The sequence below is a fragment of the Flavobacterium pectinovorum genome (genome assembly GCF_006438875.1).
Taxonomy (GTDB): domain Bacteria; phylum Bacteroidota; class Bacteroidia; order Flavobacteriales; family Flavobacteriaceae; genus Flavobacterium; species Flavobacterium pectinovorum_A.
Genome location: NZ_RCZH01000005.1, coordinates 294,577 through 314,882, shown reverse-complemented (window position 1 = coordinate 314,882; position 20,306 = coordinate 294,577). Strand labels below are relative to the sequence as shown.

The window sequence follows — 20,306 nt, the reverse complement described above, 5'->3', positions numbered from 1 at the left end:
TATAAAGATATTCCAAAAATCAAACCAAAAAAAATATTTTACCCAGTTCTTGTTGAATTTTTCTATTATTTCTTCACAACTACCTGATTTTTAAGCAATATTTTATTAAAAAATAACATATGATATGGCAATGAATTCTCCCAATAATCCCAGGTATGTGCTCCCGGACGTTCTGTGTAATCGTGCTCTACTTTGTTATAAACCAATCTTCGGTGTAATTCTCTGTTGGGTTCTATTAAAAAATCATCTACACCACAATCTATAATTAATGGTAATTTGTTGGCTTTGATTTTATCTAACATATTCAGAACCGCATATTGAGCGTACATTTCTGAGTTGTCGCTTTTATCTCCAAAAACAGGCTGCATCAATTTCACCACCTGAGCCGAGGAATCCCTATTAAGCATTACACTCATATCAACCGCACCACTCATGCTTCCGGCAGCACAAAACAAATCAGGATGTTTTGCCGACAAATACAAAGCACCGTGACCACCCATAGAAAGTCCTGTAATAACTCTTCCGCTTCTGTTGCTTATGGTTCGATATGTTTTATCTACTTTTTGAATAACTTCCTGTGTGATAAAAGTTTCAAACTGACTTCCTTTATTTACGGGACTATCGAGATAAAAACTAAAAGTTTCGCCTTCGGGCATTACAATAATAATGTTGTATTGATCGGAGAGATTTTGAACTAGTTTTTTATTGGGTGTGTTTTTCAACCAATCGCTAAAGTGTCCATAAGCGCCATGTAATAGATACATAACCGAATAAGCTGCTTTGCTTTTTGTATACGAATTTGGTAATACAACAGCGGCTTTATAGGTTTTGCCCATAGCTGTACTGGCAACTTGTAAAGTATCTACTTTTGCCGCATAACTCAAAGATGATACGCACAAAAGAACCGTAAATACTAAGATTTTAAAGTTTTTCATATTTTTATTTTTCGATTAAGGATTGTAAATATACCCTTTTTTCGAATTAATTATATGAAAAATCCGACCAGTTTTTAAGGTGTTAGATTATGAATTTGTGATATTCTTTTGCCACGGATTATGTGGATTTTATAGATTTCTGTATGTAGAAAAAAGTTCGCCACGAATTTCTCAAATTTTCGCTAATTGAATGCTGGATATTTTTTGCCACAGATTGCACAGATTAAAAGGATTTATGTTGTACATGTCTTTTTTCGCCACGAATTTCACGAATTTTCACCAATTCTATTCGTATAAATTCATAAAAAGATAACGAACTGCATTAGCGAAAATTCGTGAAATTCGTGGCGAAAAAACCAGCGAAAATCCGCTTAACCCGTAAAATCCGCGGGCAAATGATCTTAGCTAATAATAATCTTATGTTCGTGACGGTATTGCGAAGCGCTTTTACCTGTATATTGCTTAAACGATTTACTAAAGTGACTGAAATTATTAAAACCACTTTCGTAGCAAACTTCATTTATACTTATTGGTTTCTCTGCCAAAAGTTTTGATGCGTGTACCAAGCGATATTCATTTACAAATTCGGTAAAAGTTTTGTTTGAAATCTTTTTAAAATAACGACAAAAAGAAGGCGTTGTCATACTTACCAGACTCGAAACTTCGTCTATTGCAATAGATTCCTGAAAGTGATCTTTAACGTAATTAAAAACTACATTAATTCTATCACTATCCTGCGTTTGCAATTCCAGTGAAAAACCATCTGCGTTAAGCACCGTATAATCCTGCGAAGAATCCAATTCGTCGAAAATACTCAAAAGTGTCAGCAAGCGTTCAAACGGAAGCTGATTTTCCATCATTTCGATTTTCTTGCCAATATGTTTTTTAGTTTCACCACCAAAAGCAATTCCGCCTTTAGCCTGACTAAGAATGTTCTGAACCTTTTTCATTTCGGGAGCAATAAAAAAATCATTACCCAAAAATTCCGGTTTAATATGAATAACGGTTTCGTTTATGTTTCCCGTTTGTTCGTTCGTAAAGCCACAATGTGGCAAATTAGCACCTATTAAGATCAAATCACCGTTGGTATAATAAGAAACATGGCTTCCTATTTGTCTTTTCCCTGCTCCACCGTTTATAAAAACCAATTCAATCTCCGGATGATAATGCCATAAATGGGCTTTACTATTGGTCTTTTCGGCGTGTTTCGTGTAGGTAAAAGAACTTCCGTAGGAGTTTGATATCACTTCAAGAGCTGGGGCGATTGTCTTCATGATAATATCTTTAAAAAATAATAGCAAATTTAACAAAAACACCTACAATAACTCAAAATTTAACCTATATCGGTTTCGTGAATAAGAATTATTCATGAAAAACGATAAAAAACCAAAGCGTCAAATCGGGATTTCTGTTTTATTTTTTCAAGACCCATATTTTTATCCTTAATTTTTTCAATATATCGTATTTAATCAAAGATTTTATAAGTATATAGTAATTTTTGTAAGAATATTGGATAATTCAAAAATTGTTAATAAATTTGAAAAGGTTAAATAATAATAACTGAATTAACTAAAACACCTAAAATAATTCAAATTTTAACCTATAACGCTTTCGTAAATGAGAATACAGCATAGAAATAGGAAAATACAGTTGTGAAAAAATAATAACTACTGAGGTAATTTAGCATCAGAAAATTAGAAGTAAAAATTTAAACAATATAGTTATGAAAAAGATCTTAAAATTAAGCTTAGTATGTGCAGTGCTTTTGACAGGAATGAGTACTTATGCAATTGATGGTAATGATAATGGAAAGAATGACTTTAATCTTCATGTATTAAAAGCAAATGGAAAAATGATCACGTTTGCAATGAATCAGACTAAAAAAGCAAACCTGACCATTTATGATAAAGATGGTACTGTACTATATTCTGAATCAGCTTCAGGAAAAGACGGAATCTTAAGAACTTTTAGCTTAGAAGAATTTCCAGCCGGAACTTATTTCTTAGAAGTTGAAGACAATGCAAAAAAAGCAAGACACGAAATTACTATTACTGACGAAACTTCGGTTTTATCAACAAAAGCAGTTTCATCAGTTTATAAAGCAGGTTTCTCTGCAAACAATACAAGCGTAGCAGTACGCTAGAAAAGTTTATACTCGCATACAGTATAAAAATGAGGTTAGATAGTTAGTAAAGTTTAAAAACTGTATAGTTTTAGAAACAGCTCTTTGTGGTTATTGAGCTGTTTTTTTTTGTTTTATACTTTTTTGGGGAGGTTTGCCGCGAAGGCGCTAAGTCGCAAAGTTTTTTTTGCTTTGTGCTTAATTTTTAACCGCAGAGCGCGCAAAGGTTTTTTTATTTTATTACGTATAGTAAACGCAAAGTTCGCAAAGCTTCATCTAAAAATAGCTTTGCGAAATTTGCATTTTTTCATTGTGCACTCTGCGGTTAAAACTTTTTCAAAACATTCTTTTCGTTAGAAACAAACATAAAGCTTTGCGAACTTTGTGTTTACTATTTATAATCTACAGCAAAACCTTTGCGCGCTCTGCGGTAAAAACTTTTGCACAAAGCTTGTGAACTTTGTGTTGGCTCGACATAGTCCAAGATAAAAAAACTTTGCGCACTCTGCGGTTCAACTTTTTTCGCAAACATTTCTTTTGTAAGAAATACAGATAAATTTACATTCTCTTAATTCAGTCGAAACGTTGAAAAATAATAACCAAATTAACAAATACGATAAAAATAATTCAAATTTTAACCTATAACGGTTTCGTAAATGAGAATACAGCATAGAAATTGGCAAATAGAGTTGTGCTCAAATATATAAGTCTAAAGTAATTTAGCATCAGAGAATTAGAACTATTAATTTAAAAACTAAATACCATGAAAAATTTAAAATTGAGTTTAGTATGTGCTGTACTTTTCACCGGAATGAGTACTTATGCAATTGACGGAAATGAAGATTTTAATCTTCACGTATTAAAGAATAATAATGGAAAACTAATTACGTTTGCCCTTAACCAGGTAAAAAAAGCCACTTTAACAATTTATGACAAAGATGGCACTGTACTTTATTCTGAAGCTGCTTCTGGTAAAGACGGAATCTTAAGAACTTTTAGCTTAGAAGAATTTCCAGCCGGAACTTATTTCTTAGAAGTGGAAGACAACGCAAAAAAAGTAAGACACGAAATTACTATTACTGACGAAACTTCGGTTTTATCATCAAAAGCAGTTTCATCAGTTTATAAAGCAGGAGTTTCTGCAAACAATACAAGCGTAGCAGTACGCTAAAAAGTTTTATGCTCTCATAAAGTATAAGAATGAGGTTAGATAGTTAGTAAAGTTTAAAAACTGTATAGTTTTAAAAACAGCTCTTTGTGGTTATTGAGCTGTTTTTTTTTGCTCTATACTTTTTTGAGGGAGGTTTGCCGCGAAGGCGCTAAGTCGCTAAGTTTTTTTTGCTTTGTGCTTAATTTTTAACCGCAGAGCGCGCAAAGGTTTTTTTTTATTACGTATAGTAAACGCAAAGTTCGCAAAGCTTCATCAAAAAATAGCTTTGCGAAATTTGCATTTTTTCATTGTGCACTCTGTGGTTAAAACTTTTTCAAAACATTCTTTTCGTTAGAAACAAACATAAAGCTTTGCGAACTTTGTGTTTACTATTTATAATCTACAGCAAAAACCTTTGCGCGCTCTGCGGTAAAAACTTTTGCACAAAGCTTGTGAACTGTGTTGGCTCGACATAGTCCAAGATAAAAAAACTTTGCGCACTCTGCGGTTCAACTTTTTTCGCAAACATTTCTTTTGTAAGAAATACAGATAAATTTACATTCTCTTAATTAACACCAAACATTAAAAAATAATAATCAAATTAACAAATACGATAAAAATAATTCAAATTTTAACCTATAACGGTTTCGTAAATGAGAATACAGCATCGAAATCAGCAAATAGAGTTGTGAGAATACATAAATATCATAAGTAATTTAGCATCAGAGAATTAGAACTATTAATTTAAAATTTAAATACCATGAAAAAGATTTTAAAATTGAGTTTAGTATGTGCTGTACTTTTCACAGGAATGAGTACTTATGCAATTGACGGGAATGAAGATTTTAATCTTCACGTCATAAAAACGAATGGAAAAGTGATTACGTTTGCGCTTAATCAGGTAAAAAAAGCCAGTTTAGCAATTTACGACAAAGATGGTACTCTAATTTATGCTGAAAGCGCTTCAGGTAAAGATGGAATTTTGAGAACTTTTAGCTTAGAAGAATTTCCAGAAGGAACGTACTTCTTGGAAGTTGAAGATAATGTAAAAAAAGTAAGACATGAAATTACAATAACCGATGATACTACAGTTTTGTCTAAAAAAGCAGTTTCATCAGTTTACAAAGCAGGTTTTTCTGCTAAAGAAAGCAGCGTTGCAGTACGCTAAAAAATGCTGAATCAAGAAGTCCAAATGTGAGATAAGACTTAATGAAAATTAAAATAATAATATTCAAAAAACAGCTCCCTTGACGTTCATGAGCTGTTTTTTTATGCCCTTTTTTTACTGACTAACTGTAAACTTATTTTTTTTGGAAAACTATTCTTAATAATTTCAAAATACTGATTTTTACGGGGTTAAAAAAAAACTTCAAAAAACATCCACGAGCCCAGCAATTACGTACATAGTTCAGACAAAACACAGAAACATCTTTAATTCAGCAATTTACACTTATAAAAAAGTGTTTTTTTTGCATAAAATTAAATTTTAATTTTTAGTTTTGGACGTTCCAAATTAGTAATAAACAATTAAAAAAGACATGACAAAATTTACCAAAATGGGCTTAGTTGTGGCCTTGTTTCTAACAACACTTTTTTCTTATGCAATTGATGGAAAAGGGGATTATATTTTGAATATAAAAACCGGAAACGGAAAAGTAGTTAGTTTTACTTTGAACACCGTTGAAAAATCAATTTTTTCTATTTTTGATGAAAACAATAATTTAGTTTACAAAGGAGATTCTGCTGCAGACAAATTAGAGATTTCAAAAACAATAAGTTTAGAAGGTTTTCCTTCTGGAACTTATACATTAGAAGTAAAAGAAAGCAGCAAAGTTGTAAAACACGAAATTAAAGTTGCAGCTAAAAAAGTAAAAGCAATTAAGCTTGACGAATCGGTAAACGAAAGTCCTGGATTCCGCCGTTAATTTTTTTTTGCCCTAAAAAAATTAAAAGCATTCGCCGCGGCGAATGCTTTTTTTTATAAATAAACTTTAAGAAATATATTTTACTCTCTGATATTTTACTCTCTGAAATGCTTCCGCACGAATCCTTTCGTGTGGCGCAACAGTTAAACGGATAGTGGGATTAGCTCCTAAAAAATTGCTTTTATCATAGAAATCGAAATGACATACATTGGGGTTATCATCGTGCTGAATGGATTAAAATCCATCCCTACAATATGATTTGTTCCTCCGGAACGCTTATAAAAAAAGAAGCAATGTAATTCATTGTAGTAACGTCCCGATGCACTAAAAATTAAATTCTTTTATAATTGGCAACTTATCCTTATTCCATTCTAATTCTATGAAATTTGATGCGTATTCTTTCATATTCTCAATACCGTCAAGCAAAATCGCTGCCCCTCCATCTTTTACTGCGTCATTCACCATCTTAAAAGCAAACTCAGTTCCCTCCCAATCCAGTGCGCGTAAGTCAAATACTATATCTTTTGTTTTTGAAAGAGCCGCATATAAAGTTAAAAGCTTTCTTGGAGTTCCTGCCAATTTCTCTATTTTCGTTTCTTTTTTAATCCATTTATCTTCAAATATTTTACTGGCAAAAGGACTTTTAAGATCTGCATTTTTCTTAAGATATCTTCCAACTGTCAAAGGGAAAAAATTATCTCTAAAATATGATCTTCTAAAATAATCCACAAAGGTCATCTTTCGATGCAGAATCACATTTTCATGCTTAATTTTACCGCAAAAAATATCTCTGAGAAATACCTCGGCATCATAGTAATCACCTCCTTTATATATAAACAAAACAACGACTTCGCCTTCTCGCAAAACAAAAGGCGGTACATAAAAAGAATCTGTTTTAATTCCTTTATTTTCTAATATAATATTCATTCTAACTTCAAGATTTGGTATTAAATATACAATAAAAAATACTCCGCAAGATTTGCATTAAAATAGAAAAGCATCAGCGATGACTCATACTTTTTATATGTGTTTATTTCTCTGAAGAACATTATTATTCAATCTGTTTTTTCAAAATATCTTTAGCATTAATCGAAGTCACAACTTTCTTTCCTGTTTTAGATTCTAATTCTTTTAGAGCAACCTTAGCAACATTACCGCCTTGTTGAGCAACTTCTTTATTTTCATCAAAAGTTTCCGGTTCATTTGCAACCGAAATATCTTTTGTAGATGCTTCTGCAAGCATATTCAAAATCAATTCGGTATTTGTCATATTATCTCGCAGATTTTCTTTTTTTAATCCTTTGAGCATTTTATATTCTTTGGTCGTTTTTCCTGACCAGGCATTAGAAATTATATCTGTTAAAGTCCCAAACTGACTACCTTCTTTTATTCCTCTGTTTTTCCATTCATCGGTTAATTCTTTGCGAATTTCAATACTTTTTAATCGCTGATTTATCCAACTTTCTGAATACCCTAACTGCAAATATTGATCTAAAGCCCGATCTATAGAAAGTTCCGGATCTTGCATTTCATCCAAACGTTCTGTAGCAATTTGAGCAAGCCACAGTTTAAATGGTTCGGCTTTTGGAGAAGGAATTGATTGTATTAAACGAAATAATTGCTCAGTATCAGCCACATCTGTTAAACGCATCTTACCATCGGAAGACTCTAATTTCAAACGTCCGATTTTATCGGACACTTCACTACCTTCTCTTTTTAGTTTACTTTTTAAATCATTCCAATATTTTCTTGATCTATCAGAATTTGTTAAAACTTCTATTACATCAATAATAGAAAAATACCATTTTTCTTTCTCTTCATTCCAAACAGTTCTTACTCTCTTTTCGTCAAATATCTGTATCGATTCTTGCTCTTTCATGCTCAATTTTATTAAAATAATTTATTTCTTTGATTACAATCCTATAAATTTAATATGTTTTACCAAAGTACCAATTTACCAAAAAAAGAAAGATAAATCTTATAATAAATTAAAATATTTTATCAATATTTCAAAATGAAAAAGTTACTTCATTATAGCTTTCTTTTCACTTATTCCCCTTCACTGTAATGAAATCTTGGATTTTTCTCTAATTCGTTTCGGTAATAATTTTATACAATTCCTGACAATAAGTAAACTTGTCATTTTGTTGGGTTCTTTTATTTTCCTGCTTAGTTTCATAAACCGAAACCTGAAACCAATATAATACTCTAACAGCCATATTTTGGGTTAAAGGATTTTTGCTGTCTAGCTTCATAACATTCAAATCCTTGATTTCAGATTTCCAAAACTTAAAATTAGTAATGCTCTTATCCGATTTTAATTCCTGGGCAAAGCGAAGTGAAAGTTTATCTAAAATTTCATTTTCTAAAACCTTTATCTTCTCTACTTTTTCCACCTCATCTTTATATTCGCTGGATTTTTTGATTTCGGTAATCTTGGCTCTTAGAGAATTGTCTTCATTTGTATTAAAAAAAGTAATTCCTTTTTCATAAGTATTCACCGAAAGAACCATTTCTTTATTCGCCTTTAAACTATCGGCAATTCGGAGGTTCTTATCACAAATTCTTTTGATAATTGTATCGTTTTTTGGTCTTATATTTTTTCTATAAGCCTGAATTTCCAACCAGTCAAATGCCCGAAGCATTTCAGATTGTTTAGGCCAAACATGTTCTACAGGAGCAATAAAAAGTGTGTTTGCAATCTTTGCTTTGTCCAGCCACTTTTTATTTTCAATCATTTCCTGATAATTCATATCCTTATCTCCAACCATACCTACATACGAGAAATTATTAGAAGGTGGTATAAATTTATCCATACCATTAAAAGAAGCGCCACAAGCAATAATTCCTTGAAAAGCGCCTGATGATATCCCGAAATAACTGGCTAATCTTGCACCGCCCGAAAAACCTGAGATATAAAGTTGTGAAGTATCAATCGTATAGTTTTGCAATACATCATCAAATAATCTATTGGCAACGGCAATATTATTTTGGGTTGATCCATTTCTTAAAGTATTTGAGCATACCAAAATATAATTGTACGTTTCTGCCGCCGGAATAAAGGGCTTAATCCCTATTTTGCCTCTCGCGGCTGGTTCAAAAATAAAAACCAATGCCAATGGGGTTTTAGCATCGTATTTTTTAGGGAAATAAATTGCATACGATTCTGTTGGAGCAGTTGTAATTTTCACCGAATCGATAATAACTCCCGTTTGTAACAATTGCTTATTTTGAGCATAGCCTAAAACCGTAACAAAAAGAAACAGAATATAATAGACAGCGTTTTTCATGACACTAAAATAAAAAAACCTTTCATTTCTGGAAGGTTTTTGAATTAATATCTTTATTTCTGATTTAGTAATTTTTCTAAATATTCGTTTTTATCTTGTTCCGCTTTCAGCAGACGTTCGTAAAGTTTTTTATTTTCTTCTACAGATTCCATTAATTTATCTAATGGATTGAAAGTGCAATCATTATTACATGCTCCGTTTCCAAAACTACTATTTGAAACTGTTTCATTAAAAGTATTAAAATAATTAATCATGCCTTCTTCTGAAAAATTCTTAATTGCTTCGACAGTTACACCAAGTGCTTTTGCGACTTCTATAAGTTTTGCTTCATCGATTGTTTCGCTGTTTTCCAAAGCAGAAATCGCTTGTTGGTTTGTTCCTAAAGCTTGCGCCAAAGCTTCTTGTTTCATATCACGAAGTTCACGAATACGGCTTATTTTTCGCCCTATATGATTTGGTTTTGTAAGTGTGCTCATAATTCAAAGATAATAATTAAGTGTAATAACTGGTAATCTGTAAAAAACATATTTAATAATGTTCGACACGGGCAAAAATGATTTGGTACGGTACAATCAATTCCTTCCTTCGCCGAGCTAAACAAAAGTAAGATTTTTATTATAATAAAATTATAAATTCTAATTATAAAACAATTAACAAGATACAAATTAAAAATATACGCCTTATGGAAACCAATGAAATTGAAAAACTAGCAAGACTTAAAAAATTAACCGCCCAATATTTTACAACTCTAAAACCAACAAAGGACAAAAACGCTTATGCAGTTCAGTTTAAGGTTGTCAATTATTTAGAACTTGGCTGCGTTATTACCGATATGCTCAAATTATGCATTCTGGCACTCGATCACGATATGCACAAAATCGACGAGATGAAACACGAATCTATAAATGTGAGTTTGATTCTGGAAACTGTTGTCCAGATGTTTCCTTTGAATGAATTTGAATATTTAAGTTATGTTGGGGAGGTTTTTGGTGAATAATCTTCTGCTGATTTTTTTCTGACGCAAGCAACTGGATTTTGATTACGGAATTTATCGCCGTGGACGAATTAAAATCCATCCCTACAATATGCTTCGTTCCTCTCCGGAACTCTTTGTAAAACTTTATTAAAAATAGTCGCAATATTGTCATTTCTGCTGCTGGCGTGTGTTTTATAATCAATATGCTAAAATTATGTATTTTGGCACTTGATCACAATATGCAGAATATTGAAGAAAAGAAAAACCAATCTATTAATGTAAGTTTGATTTTAGAAACTGTTTTGCAAATATTTCCTTTGGATGAATTTGAGTTTTTGAGTTATTTTCGAGAGATTACCAATGAAAAATTATAAAAAATGAAAAATAAAATTTTAATTATTTTATTGCTTTGCTTTATCAGCTGCAAAATGGATAATCGTAAATCTTCTAAGGAAGAAGAAAAAATAAAAAAACCAATCGACAACGTTTTTTTTGATGAAAAAGGTGACACGATAGAAACACAAACTGCTTATCTTAAAAACAACTATAAATTAATTATTTTTCCGGCTTTAGACAAAAATGAAGAAGTAATTAATTTTAGACTCATTAATGGTAAAAAAGATAATACCTACTTATTAGTTGACACTTTCATAGCAAATTATCGTCCATATTATGAAAAAGTTGATTTTCAAAATTATTTTGCTTTACATAGTAATGGAGGCGGAACAAGCAAGTCCTATTTTTGGCTGTATAATAAAGAAACCGGAAATGCAGTTTTAAAAGGTATTTGGGGGGATTTTGATTTAAAAAACGAACTGATTTTGTACACAGATGAAGACGATAAATACAACATATTTATTTATGATGTCAATACAAAGGTAAAAACGCTGGTAGACCTGCCATACGAGCTTATGGATAAACACGAATGCACAAAATATAATAATTCGGATGAAACTCTTTATATCAGACGAGTTACTAAAGAATATTACTATGTAGCATTCAAAATTTGCGAACCGGAGGGATTAGTAGAATTTAAAGTAAAAAAAGCTAAATAATCTGCTGTGAATTTTGTCGATACAAGCAACTGGATTTTGATTACGGAATTTCTTTGTCGTGGACGGATTAAAATCCATCCCTACAATATGTTTCGTTCCCCCGGAACTTTTATAAAATTTTATTAAAATAATCACAATATTGTCATTTCGACGAAGGAGAAATCTTCACGAGAAGCTTGACAAAGATTGAACTTTTGTTGCGGAGTTACTTACGAAGATTTCTCCTCCGTCGAAATTGACAAACAGGATGGGATTTTATTATTCTGCTGGCGTGAGTATCCTGCTAATGCGCATCAACTTAATTATAATTGTGTTATATAAACTTTGGTTCACGAGCGGACATTCTTGGGAAAACCTCGTATCTCTATTCAAATTCATCATAACTTGATTTTAATATATATAAGAATATTTTTACTTTTTAATATAAAAAAGATGCTGATCTAATTTTTGTTCGTACTTTTGAAAAAATAAAAGACTTCTTTTAGAAAAAGCTTTTTTAATAACTTCATTAAATTAAAGAAACGAACTTATGGCAAAGCCTATTAAAAATACTCCTGTTTTAAAAGGTAAAGAAGCTGTTGACTTTTATAAAACTATCGATTTAAATAAAGATAAAAAAGTTAGTATGGATTCTTTAGCAGCAATTCAAACCGATGCAAATAAGCTAAAAGAAATTCTAAAAACTAATTAATGCCTTTTACAGGATTTTCATTTTTCGAATTAAACCCCACAACAAATATTAAACCTTTTGAGTGCGGTGATATTGATTTGAATAGTTTTCTTAACGATAAAGCAATTTCATATAAAAAAGATTTACTTGCTACTACTTATTTACTTGAAAACGAAAATAAAACTATTGCATATTTAAGCATATATAATGATGCTTTGGCTGTTCAGGAAAATCATTTTGCATCCAAGAATGCTTTTAAGCGATGGATAAAAGAAATCATTAGTCATCCTAAACGACATTTGAGACAATTTCCAGCTATAAAAATAGGCAGATTAGCCGTTTGTGAGATTACAAAAAAAGAAAGAAAAGGAATTGGCAAAGCTCTTGTAAATTTTGTTATTGATTTAGCCTTAGAGCAAAATAGCAAATGTGCATGTCAATTATTAACTGTGGATGCCTACGAAAAATCACTTGGCTTTTATGAAACATTAGGTTTTAAATTTCTCTCTGAAAATGATATTGGAGAAGATACAAGACAAATGTACTATGACCTTCGACCTCTAATGAATACGTTAAATGAAGTTTCAAGTTAGATTTTATTACTAGACATTTTATATATTACAAACCGTGACAATTAGTCACGGTTTGATTATAAATTATCAAGCTGACTAAAAATTGTACTCAAAACATAAACAAAACAAACAACTTTCATCTTTTTTCAAACCGTGACAACATAAAAAGAATCTGTTTTAATTCCCTTATTTTCTAGTACAATATTCATAATAATTTCAAAATTTGATTTTAAATATACAATAAAAAATACTTCTAAACATTTGCATTAAAACAGAAAAGCACCAACCGTGGTTGATGCTTTTCTTTGTCTACTGTCCTTTATTTTTTTATTATTTTTTTAGAAATTATTGCACCATTAATCTTAGCTTGAAGAATATATGTTCCTTGATTTAGCTTAGAAACATCAATTTTATTATTACTAAAATCAGATTCACTGGTTAACGATTGGCCATTCAAATCAAAAATTTGGATATCATCAATTTGGTTATCATTTTCGGTCTGTATGTTTATAAAATTAGTTGAAGGATTTGGATAAAATGCTACAGTCGACTTAGCTCCTAGTGATCCAACACCCAAATTATTTGCATACTTCCAGAATTTTTTATCCTTTCCATAATATAAATTGTCTTTATAAACAATAGCCTGTACTATATTGTCAAGTGCACTAATATTTTCAATTGCCTGAAAATTATTATTAACAATCCATCCTTTTCTTAAATTTTTTTCATCAACACCTGACGTAATAAAATACTCATCCTGCTTAATTTTATAGATTGTGGCTACATCATAAGATTGGACAAAAAAGAAATCAGGCCTTTGCACATCATTCTTTGCTAATTCTTTCAAATCTGTTACAGAATAATCATTAATACTTAACGATAGTAGCGATGTGCCTCCTGTTGCATTTGATGCACAGAAAAGTAATGAACTATCTGTTTTCGAAAAATTAGACGGAGAAAAATATCTATTACTAGTATTAGTGTAAACTTCACTTACATTTTTAGTAACATCATCAAACTTGAAAATTGATAACTTGTATATATCAGATGAATAAAACATAAAATATAGACTATTATTTGCTTCAATGACATCACTGTATTGTGCAACATTATTTTGTCCATTCCAGACATTCCCAATAGTTTTAGTATTTTGAAGAGTTCCGTCTGTTTCATATAAAGAATATCTGTTAACAAAATATAATTTATTATTATGTACTATATACTGTGTTAGACCTGTAGTACCACCAGGGTCAGATCCATTTCCATCCATTTCCGAAGTTATAGGAAAAGTTCCATCCGATGTTCCATCGCTTCGCCATACCCTTGAGTTCATGGTTGAAGCTGGCTGAATTGTAAATATAAAAGTATCATTACATTTTCCTTCGAAAGTAGAATTATTCCAAATATTTAAAATATCCTTTATCAATACTGTTCCTCCAGTTGTTCCATCCGTCTTCCAGACTTGTAGATGATTAGAATCTAATCCGACTAAGAAAAATATATAATTACCCACAACCGTAAGCTTATAAGTTTTTCCATTAATAAAATTTGTCACTTTTGTAGTGCCAGATTCAGTTCCATCTGTTTGCCATATTTCGCCTTCAGAACTTTCATCTCTTGCCATAAAGTAAAACTTACCATTTAGAATTGCAGAACCTGATTTTACTGACGGCTCTGTACCAGGATATATATCTTTTAATAATGTTGTATTTGAGGAAGTTCCATCGCTTTGCCATAATTCCCGACCAGTATCTTCTTGATTTCCATAAAATATAATTTTATCATTAAATGTTTTAAAAATCGAAGGAGTGCTTTTAAAATCATAGATTTTCTGTTGAGCATTCATCTGTATAGTTACAAAGACTAGAAAAATTAAAAGTAATTTTGTTTTCATTCAGTATTTGAGATAAGTTAATTATTATAAAAAACGTTAGAGTTACAAAACAAATATATAAAAACATATTCCTATAAAATTGAGGAAACCCGTAAACAGAAAAATTTAATCCAAACCAAAAATTTAACAAACAAAAAAACCTCCCATTTCTGAGAGGTTTTCCTAAATGTATAAAATAATAAATTCTACATATTCGTTCTATACTGTCCGCCAACTTCAAACAAAGCCGAAGTTATCTGACCAAGCGAACAAACCTTTGTAGCTTCCATTAAATAGTCGAATAAGTTTTCGTTTTTAATGGCGGCTTCTTGAAATTCATTCTATGCTATTTATCTCTTAATTATTTTCTTTTCAATAAAAGCTCCATTTAGTTTAATTCTAAAAATGTATGTTCCTTGACTTAATTTAGAAATATCAATCTTGCCATTGCTATAATCAGATCTATTTATTACTTCTTTGCCACTTAAATCAAAAACATTTATACTTTCAATTAAATCAATATCATTTGCTTCAATTTGAATAAAGTTAGAAGAGGGATTTGGATAAAGTACTAAAGATCGCTTATAATCTATGATTGATCCTGTTCCTAAATTCTTTGCATATTTCATAAATTTACTATCCTTGATATAATACAAATAATCCCCATGACTAATTGAACCCCACACATCATTTAAGTCTGCTATATTTTCTGTCGTTTTGGCTGTAATATTTGTAATCCATCCTTTTCTGGCATAATTTTTATCAATGGCAGATGTGATAAAGTATTGATCATTGTTTATCAAAGAAATCGTGTTTCTGTCTAAATTTTCTGTGAATAAAAAAGGTTTTTCAGTCTTATTATCTGACAATTCTTTTAAGTATGACGCTTCATTGGTAGCAAGATCTAAAGATATTAATGAGGTTCCTCCAGTTGGATTTGATCCCGAAAAAAGTAAGGCATCGTTTGTTTTTGCAAAATTAGATGGTGAAAAATAATTAGACCCATAATTTGTGTATATCTGACCTATACTCCTGTCTTTTTTATCAAATTTCCATACTGACAATGAATTATTATCTTCAGAAAAAAACATAAAATATAAATTGTCATTTGCTACAATTGCATCACTATATGTTGTCATATTACTTTGTACATTTCCAATAATACTTTGAGAAGTTCCATCTGTTTCATGTAAATATAATCTACTAACAAAATATAGTTTATTATTAAATTCTATATATTGTGATAAGGCCGATGTACCTCCTACTCCTGATCCATTGCCATCGAGTTCCTCAGTAATAGGATATGTACCATCTGCAGTGCCACTACTTCTCCAAACCTTAGTATTATTAGTTCCATAAGGTTGAAATGTAAATATAAAGATATCATTACATTTTCCTTGAAAAGTTGGTCCATTCCATATCGATAAATTATCCTTAACAAGTACTGTCCCGCCTTCAGTTCCGTCAGTTTTCCAAACCTGTAACGTATTATTATCCTGGGTAATTAAAAAATAGATGTAATCTCCCGCTGCTGTTAGTCTCCAAACTCTGCCGTTAAGAAAATTTGTCACTTTAGTAGTTCCGTTTGCTGTTCCGTCGGTTTTCCATATTTCACCAAGTGAATTTTCGTCTTTTGCAATGAAATATAATTTATCTTTTAAAATTGTAGAAGTCGTTTTTAAAAAATTCTGGGAACCACTTTCACTTCCCGGATATATGTCTTTTAAAATTGACGTATTAGAAGATGTTCCATCACTTTGCCATATTTCACTCCCAGAATCTTGATTATACGCTTCGAAAAAAATCTTATCATTAAATTTAATGAAACTTGAGGGATTACCAGATGTATTATATATTACCTGTTGGGCATTAACGTTTACAATTACGAAGGCTAAAAGAAATAAAAGTAGTTTTGTTTTCATTCACTCTGTGGTTTTTAGTTAGTTTGCACAAAAAAACATATCACTGTTTTTTCACATATTATCACAAATATATAAATGATTTACGCAAATTTTATTTATTTACAAAAATCACTCAAACAAAAAACGCATTTAATTAAATTTCTTTAATCAAATGCGCTTTATACTTTAAAAAAAATTAAAAAATCTACATATTCCTTCTATACTGCCCGCCAACTTCAAACAATGCCGAAGTTATCTGACCAAGCGAACAAACCTTTGTAGCTTCCATTAAATGGTCGAATAAGTTTTCGTTTTTAATCGCGGCTTCTTGTAGTTTGTTTAAATGCTCGTTTACTTTTGCTTCATGAAACTGGTGTAAATTATCCAGCATGGTAATCTGATATTGTTTTTCTTCTTCGGTGGCGCGAATTACTTCTGCCGGAATTACCGTTGGAGAACCTTTTGAACTCAGGAATGTGTTTACACCCACAATTGGGAAATCTCCGTTGTGTTTTAAAGTTTCATAATACAAACTTTCTTCCTGAATTTTAGAACGCTGGTACATTGTTTCCATTGCACCAAGAACTCCGCCACGTTCTGTGATTCGGTCAAATTCTTGAAGAACGGCTGCTTCAACTAAATCGGTTAATTCTTCGATTATGAAAGATCCCTGAATTGGGTTTTCGTTTTTCGCCAGACCTAATTCTTTATTAATAATCAACTGAATCGCCATTGCTCGACGTACAGATTCTTCGGTTGGTGTTGTAATGGCTTCATCGTATGCATTTGTGTGCAATGAATTACAGTTATCATAAATTGCGTACAAAGCCTGCAAAGTGGTTCTGATATCATTAAAATCAATTTCCTGTGCGTGTAACGAACGTCCTGAAGTTTGAATATGATATTTAAGCATTTGCGCTCTTTCGTTTGCTCCGTATTTGTTTTTCATGGCTTTTGCCCAAATTTTACGTGCCACACGACCAATAACCGAATATTCGGGATCTACTCCGTTGGAGAAGAAGAACGATAAATTTGGTCCAAAATCGTTGATGCTCATTCCGCGGCTTAAGTAATATTCCACGTAAGTGAAACCATTAGAAAGCGTAAATGCCAATTGCGTAATTGGGTTCGCTCCAGCCTCTGCAATATGATATCCTGAAATCGAAACCGAGTAGAAATTACGAACGTTTTTGGTAATAAAATATTCCTGAACGTCTCCCATTAATCTCAAAGCAAATTCCGTAGAGAAAATACAAGTGTTTTGCGCCTGATCCTCTTTTAAAATATCGGCCTGAACCGTTCCACGAACTTGTGATAATGTTTTGGCTTTTATTTCATTATAAACTTCCTGAGGTAAAACCTGATCTCCCGTAACACCCAAAAGCATTAAACCTAAACCGTTGTTTCCTTCCGGTAAATTGCCTTGGTATTTCGGTCTTTCTGTTCCTTTTTCTTTGTATATTTTGTTGATTTTAGCTTCAACTTCTTTATCTAAATCATTCTCCTTAATATAATACTCACATTGCTGATCGATCGCCGCATTCATAAAAAAACCTAACAACATTGGCGCTGGTCCATTAATGGTCATACTTACAGATGTTAAGGCATGAACTAAATCGAAACCTGAATACAATTTTTTAGCATCATCCAAACAACAAATTGAAACTCCTGCGTTCCCGATTTTTCCGTAAATATCAGGACGAATATCCGGATCGTTTCCGTATAAAGTCACACTATCAAAAGCAGTCGAAAGTCGTTTTGCCGGCAATCCTGCGCTCACATAATGGAAACGTTTGTTGGTTCTTTCCGGTCCGCCTTCTCCGGCAAACATTCTTGACGGATCTTCGCCTTCACGCTTAAACGGATATAATCCTGAAGCAAACGGAAATTCTCCAGGAACATTTTCCTGTAAATTCCAACGTAAAATATCGCCCCAAGCTTGGTATTTAGGCAAAGCAATTTTTGGAATTTGAAGGTGCGATAAACTCTCTGTATGTGTTGCGATCTTGATTTCTTTATCACGAACTTTAAACGAGTAAACCGGATTTTTGTATTTGTTTACTTTCTCATCCCAATTCAGGATTATTTCCCAATTGTACGGATCTAAGTCCATTTTTACCTTATCAAACTGATTTAGTAAAAGATTTAAGAAAATACGATTTTCATCATGTGCTTCGGTTGCGCTTGGTAAAACGGTCGAATCGTCGATTCCTGCTTTATTAATTTGCGGAATTTTACCCGAAACTGATTCTATGGTTTTAAAGATTCCGTATAGTTTTTGAGCTACTTTTTGTTGCGAAAGTGCGATTTCGTCATAAGATCTGTTATTCTCTGCGATTTCAGACAAATAACGCGTTCTGTGTGGCGGAATCACGTATATTTTCTCGCTCATTTCGCGTGTAATTTCAAAAGTCGAAACTAGATTTGATGCTGTTTTTTCGACAATTTTATCCATAATCGCTTTATAAAGCGTGTTCATTCCCGGATCGTTAAACTGCGAAGCAATGGTTCCGAAAACAGGCATACTATCAGGGTTTTTATCCCATAAATTATGATTGCGCTGGTATTGTTTCTTAACGTCACGAATGGCGTCAAGAGCACCTCTTTTGTCAAATTTATTCAAGGCAACTAAATCAGCAAAATCAAGCATGTCGATTTTCTCTAATTGTGTTGCTGCACCAAATTCCGGCGTCATTACATATAAGGATACATCTGAGTGATCCATAATCTCTGTATCTGATTGTCCAATTCCTGAAGTTTCAAGGATAATCAAATCATATTTTGCGGCTTTTAAAACCTGAATCGCTTCGGCAACATATTTAGATAATGCCAAATTTGACTGACGTGTTGCCAGCGAACGCATATAAACACGTGGATTGTTAATCGCGTTCATTCGGATTCTGTCTCCTAAAAGTGCTCCTCCGGTTTTACGTTTCGAAGGATCCACAGAAATCAATCCGATTGTTTTCTCAGGGAAATCAATTAAAAATCGGCGAACTAATTCGTCAACCAAAGATGATTTTCCTGCTCCACCTGTTCCTGTAATTCCAAGAACCGGAATTTTAGAATCGGCATTATTAGTATGTATCTTATCGAAAACCGGTTTTGCAATTTCAGGGAAATTCTCAGCAGCCGAAATCAAACGCGCAATTGCCGTTGGAATTTTATTTTCGATATGATCGATTTCTCCGTTTAGTTTATCTCCAATTGGATAATCGGAACGTTCTACCAAATCATTAATCATTCCTTGCAAACCCAAAGAACGCCCATCATCCGGAGAATAAATTCTTGTTATTCCATATTCATGCAATTCAGAAATTTCGCTTGGCAGAATTACTCCGCCTCCGCCACCAAAAATCTTGATATGCCCCGCTCCTTTTTCATGAAGCAAATCATACATATATTTAAAGTATTCATTATGTCCACCTTGATACGAGGTCATTGCAATCGCATTTGCATCTTCCTGAATAGCGGTATTCACTACTTCTTCGACACTGCGATCGTGACCTAGATGTATTACCTCAACTCCTGTTGACTGGATAATACGGCGCATAATATTGATGGCAGCATCGTGTCCGTCAAAAAGTGAAGCAGCGGTTACAATTCTTACTTTATTTTTAGGATTATATGGTTTTTGTTGTTCCATTTTATGAATATGATAATTTTAAGGGAGCAATTTACAAATTATTTTAATATTTGATCACTTCAATAGCTTTATGTTAACAAAAAAAGAAATGTTTTTTTCAACAAGAAGGGTAACATTTTAATTACTAATCTGATATAGTGTATATAAGCCATCCAAACATGGCAATTTCGCAACATTAAAACTAAATATAA

At 32.0% G+C, this 20,306-nt stretch carries 18 protein-coding genes; 9 read left to right on the top strand and 9 right to left on the bottom strand.

What is annotated here, in order from left to right; all coding sequences use genetic code 11:
* Positions 1 to 65 precede the first annotated feature (65 nt).
* Together EAH81_RS09610 and EAH81_RS09605 are read right to left on the bottom strand one after the other, a co-directional pair.
* Positions 66 to 935: an alpha/beta hydrolase gene (locus tag EAH81_RS09610; RefSeq protein ID WP_140506321.1), complete on the bottom strand. Its 870-nt coding sequence runs from the start codon at positions 933 to 935 to the stop codon at positions 66 to 68.
* Between the two features lie 401 nt (positions 936 to 1,336).
* On the bottom strand, positions 1,337 to 2,209 hold the full coding sequence (locus EAH81_RS09605; protein WP_140506319.1) for an AraC family transcriptional regulator: 873 nt from the start codon (positions 2,207 to 2,209) through the stop codon (positions 1,337 to 1,339).
* A 449-nt stretch (positions 2,210 to 2,658) separates the two neighbouring features.
* On the opposite strand from EAH81_RS09605, the gene EAH81_RS09600 reads away from it, so the two are divergent.
* The 4 genes from EAH81_RS09600 to EAH81_RS09585 all read left to right on the top strand — a co-directional run bounded on the left by EAH81_RS09600 (position 2,659) and on the right by EAH81_RS09585 (position 6,132).
* Complete coding sequence (locus EAH81_RS09600) at positions 2,659 to 3,078, top strand: T9SS type A sorting domain-containing protein (RefSeq protein WP_140506317.1); 420 nt, start codon at positions 2,659 to 2,661, stop codon at positions 3,076 to 3,078.
* 742 nt (positions 3,079 to 3,820) lie between these two features.
* A complete protein-coding gene (locus EAH81_RS09595) occupies positions 3,821 to 4,228 on the top strand; it encodes a T9SS type A sorting domain-containing protein (RefSeq protein ID WP_140506315.1) in 408 nt (135 codons plus the stop codon).
* Between the two features lie 739 nt (positions 4,229 to 4,967).
* Entirely contained in the window at positions 4,968 to 5,375 is a 408-nt protein-coding gene (locus EAH81_RS09590) for a secretion protein (RefSeq protein ID WP_140506313.1), read from the top strand.
* Between the two features lie 370 nt (positions 5,376 to 5,745).
* A complete protein-coding gene (locus tag EAH81_RS09585) occupies positions 5,746 to 6,132 on the top strand; it encodes a secretion protein (protein ID WP_140506310.1) in 387 nt (128 codons plus the stop codon).
* Between the two features lie 324 nt (positions 6,133 to 6,456).
* Here the strand turns inward: EAH81_RS09585 and EAH81_RS09580 are convergent, their stop codons facing one another.
* The 4 genes from EAH81_RS09580 to EAH81_RS09565 form a co-directional block, all read right to left on the bottom strand.
* Entirely contained in the window at positions 6,457 to 7,059 is a 603-nt protein-coding gene (locus EAH81_RS09580; RefSeq protein WP_140506308.1) for a hypothetical protein, read from the bottom strand.
* A gap of 124 nt (positions 7,060 to 7,183) precedes the next feature.
* Positions 7,184 to 8,011, bottom strand: a complete 828-nt coding sequence (locus tag EAH81_RS09575) for a Bro-N domain-containing protein (RefSeq protein WP_140506306.1) — start codon at positions 8,009 to 8,011, stop codon at positions 7,184 to 7,186.
* Between the two features lie 208 nt (positions 8,012 to 8,219).
* A complete protein-coding gene (locus EAH81_RS09570) occupies positions 8,220 to 9,422 on the bottom strand; it encodes a hypothetical protein (protein WP_140506304.1) in 1,203 nt (400 codons plus the stop codon).
* Between the two features lie 53 nt (positions 9,423 to 9,475).
* On the bottom strand, positions 9,476 to 9,898 hold the full coding sequence (locus EAH81_RS09565; protein WP_140506301.1) for a helix-turn-helix domain-containing protein: 423 nt from the start codon (positions 9,896 to 9,898) through the stop codon (positions 9,476 to 9,478).
* Positions 9,899 to 10,104: 206 nt separating this feature from the next.
* Here EAH81_RS09565 and EAH81_RS09560 point away from each other — a divergent pair, with 206 nt between their 5' ends.
* The 5 genes from EAH81_RS09560 to EAH81_RS09545 all read left to right on the top strand — a co-directional run bounded on the left by EAH81_RS09560 (position 10,105) and on the right by EAH81_RS09545 (position 12,716).
* The gene (locus EAH81_RS09560; RefSeq protein WP_140506299.1) at positions 10,105 to 10,419 is read left to right on the top strand and encodes a hypothetical protein; all 315 of its coding nucleotides are present in this window, start codon (positions 10,105 to 10,107) and stop codon (positions 10,417 to 10,419) included.
* 200 nt (positions 10,420 to 10,619) lie between these two features.
* Positions 10,620 to 10,772 carry a hypothetical protein gene (locus tag EAH81_RS09555; protein WP_194150817.1) on the top strand — a complete coding sequence of 51 codons (153 nt, stop codon included), beginning with the start codon at positions 10,620 to 10,622 and terminating at the stop codon, positions 10,770 to 10,772.
* A 3-nt stretch (positions 10,773 to 10,775) separates the two neighbouring features.
* Complete coding sequence (locus tag EAH81_RS09550) at positions 10,776 to 11,453, top strand: hypothetical protein (protein WP_140506296.1); 678 nt, start codon at positions 10,776 to 10,778, stop codon at positions 11,451 to 11,453.
* A gap of 529 nt (positions 11,454 to 11,982) precedes the next feature.
* Complete coding sequence (locus EAH81_RS27405; protein WP_161595801.1) at positions 11,983 to 12,144, top strand: hypothetical protein; 162 nt, start codon at positions 11,983 to 11,985, stop codon at positions 12,142 to 12,144.
* A complete protein-coding gene (locus EAH81_RS09545) occupies positions 12,144 to 12,716 on the top strand; it encodes a GNAT family N-acetyltransferase (protein WP_140506294.1) in 573 nt (190 codons plus the stop codon). The genes EAH81_RS27405 and EAH81_RS09545 overlap by 1 nt, the downstream gene beginning before the upstream one ends.
* Before the next feature lie 298 nt (positions 12,717 to 13,014).
* Here the strand turns inward: EAH81_RS09545 and EAH81_RS09540 are convergent, their stop codons facing one another.
* The 3 genes from EAH81_RS09540 to EAH81_RS09530 form a co-directional block, all read right to left on the bottom strand.
* Positions 13,015 to 14,589: a T9SS type A sorting domain-containing protein gene (locus EAH81_RS09540; RefSeq protein ID WP_140506292.1), complete on the bottom strand. Its 1,575-nt coding sequence runs from the start codon at positions 14,587 to 14,589 to the stop codon at positions 13,015 to 13,017.
* A gap of 329 nt (positions 14,590 to 14,918) precedes the next feature.
* Positions 14,919 to 16,490: a T9SS type A sorting domain-containing protein gene (locus tag EAH81_RS09535; protein ID WP_140506290.1), complete on the bottom strand. Its 1,572-nt coding sequence runs from the start codon at positions 16,488 to 16,490 to the stop codon at positions 14,919 to 14,921.
* 184 nt (positions 16,491 to 16,674) lie between these two features.
* Positions 16,675 to 20,115 (bottom strand): methylmalonyl-CoA mutase family protein, encoded by a 3,441-nt coding sequence (locus tag EAH81_RS09530; RefSeq protein WP_140506288.1) that lies wholly within the window; start codon positions 20,113 to 20,115, stop codon positions 16,675 to 16,677.
* Positions 20,116 to 20,306 lie beyond the last annotated feature (191 nt).